At 74.3% G+C, this 2,140-nt stretch carries 2 protein-coding genes and 1 pseudogene; all 3 read left to right on the top strand.

The annotated features are described in order from the left end of the window. Nucleotides 1-236: pseudogene (locus tag K0M70_RS07310) on the top strand (molybdenum cofactor guanylyltransferase); the annotation flags it as partial. After that, nucleotides 233-1,462: a gephyrin-like molybdotransferase Glp gene (gene glp, locus K0M70_RS07305; RefSeq protein ID WP_290781061.1), complete on the top strand. Its 1,230-nt coding sequence runs from the start codon at nt 233-235 to the stop codon at nt 1,460-1,462. The pseudogene K0M70_RS07310 and the gene glp, both read left to right, overlap by 4 nt. Before the next feature lie 9 nt (nt 1,463-1,471). Continuing rightward, nucleotides 1,472-2,140: rhodanese-like domain-containing protein (locus K0M70_RS07300; protein WP_290781059.1), on the top strand; the 669-nt coding region annotated here is incomplete at its 3' end.

The raw sequence follows: 2,140 nt of genomic DNA, 5'->3' as shown, positions 1-2,140 counted from the left end.
CCCGGCCGGGCGGGGGGTGCGGCGTGGTGGGGAAAGACGCCACCGGCCTGCAGCCGCTGGTGGGCCTGTGGCGCACGGCGGCCCTGCAGGCGGCCGTGCAGGACCTGCTTGAAGCCGGCGAATCCGCCGCGCACCGCGTGGTGTCGCGGCTGGACCTGGCGCGCATGGATATCTCGCCGCGCCTGCTGGCCAACCTCAACACGCCCGAAGACCTCCAGGACGAGCCCGCCCCATGAACCCCGACGTGCCGACCCGCATCACGTTTGCCCGAGCCCAGGAAATTGTTTCCGCCGTGGCGCAGGCGCACGCCATGCCGGTCGAGCGGCGGCCGCTGTCGCGCGCCCTGGGCTGGGTGCTGGCCGAAGACCTGGTGGCCACGCTGGCGCTGCCGGGCTTCGACAATTCCGCGATGGACGGTTTCGCCCTTCGCAGCGACGACGGCGCTGCGCCGCGACGGCTGGTGGGCGAACAGTTCGCCGGTCCCAGCCGCGCGCTCACCCTGGCACCGGGCGAGTGCGTGCGCATCACCACCGGCGCGGCGCTGCCGGCCGGCGCCGACGCCGTGCTGATGAAAGAGAACGCGCGCATCGATGGCGACACGGTGACGCCAACGCAGGCCGCCAAGGCCGGGCAGCACGTGCGCCGCCAGGGCGAGGATGTGGCGGTGGGTGACACCGTGCTGCTGGCCGGTACCGTGCTGGACGCCAGCAAGCTCAGCCTGGCCGCCGCGCTGGGCCAGCACGACCTGCCGGTGCGGCGCCGCCCCACCGTGGCCGTGTTCACCACGGGCGATGAACTGCGCGCGCCGGGGCAGCCGCTGGCGCCGGGCGAAATCTACGACAGCAACCGCGTGCTGCTCCAGGCCCTGCTGATTGCCGAGGGCTACGAGCCGGTGGCCTGGCCGGTGCTGCCCGACGATCCGGACGCCATCGCCGGCGCGCTCAAGGACGCGGCGTTCTCGTTCGACCTCGTGCTGACCTGCGGCGGTGTGTCGGTGGGCGAGAAAGATTTCCTGCCGGCTTTCCTCGAGCGCGAAGGCCAGGTGCATTTCTGGAAAGTGCTGATGCGCCCGGGGATGCCCGTGCTGTTCGGGCGCTTGGGCGAAGCGCATCTGCTCGGCCTGCCGGGCAATCCCGTGTCGGTGCTGGCGACCTTCCTCACGCTGGCGCGTCCGCTGCTGGACGCGCTGCAGGGCAGGGCGCAGCCGCGCCGTCCGCTGCGCGCCCGGCTGACCGCCGACGTGGCGAAGTCGCATGATCGCCTCGAGTTCCTGCGCGGCGTGCTGGCCTGCGACGACCAGGGACAGCTGCAGGTCACGCCCAATCCCGCGGACGGTTCCCATCGCCTGCTCGCCGCCGCACAGTCCAATGCCCTGGTGGTATTGGCCGAAGGGGCAGGGCATTGGCCCGCGGGCACCCTGATGGACGTGCTGCCTTACGCCGGCCTGCCGCCGGGCCGCTAGACTCGGTCCATGGCCATCCAGGAAATCACTCCGCAGCAGGCGCTGGCGCGCCAGGCCCAGGGCGCGCGGCTGGTGGACGTGCGCGAACCCGACGAACACGCGCTGGGCACGCCGGCCCAGGCGCTGCGCGTGCCGCGCGCGCTTCTGGCCGCCGACCCGGCCGCCACCGCGCCCGACCGCGACACCGAACTGCTGCTGATCTGCGCCGCCGGCGTGCGCTCGCTGGCTGCCGCCCAGGAACTGCAGGCGCAGGGCTATCGCAACGTCGCGTCGGTGTCCGGCGGCTACCACGCCAGGCTGGCCGCCGGCCATCCGGGGGACGCGCAGCGCCCCCCCGCCACCGCCCCCCACCCGGGTGCCCAACTGCGGCTGATCTGCGCCCCCGGCGTGGGCGCGCGGCCCGCGGCGCAGGCGCTGCACAGGCGCGGCTACGACAACGTCGGGTCGGTCGCCGGCGGCTACCAGGCGTGGCTCGCCGCCGGCCTGCCCGTGGACGCCCGCCGCGACGCCGACTTCATGGAGCGCTACTCGCGCCACCTGCGCCTGCCGCAGGTGGGCATCGACGCCCAGGAACGACTCGAGCGGGCGCGCGTGCTGATGGTGGGCGCCGGCGGGCTGGGCTCGCCGGGGGGGGTTTACCTGGGCGCGGCCGGCGGCGGGGTAGAGCGGCGGGGGGGC

Source organism: Arenimonas sp. (assembly GCF_019459675.1).
In the GTDB taxonomy this organism is placed as follows: Bacteria; Pseudomonadota; Gammaproteobacteria; order Xanthomonadales; family Xanthomonadaceae; genus Arenimonas.
This window is presented reverse-complemented; position numbering and strand designations above follow the sequence as displayed.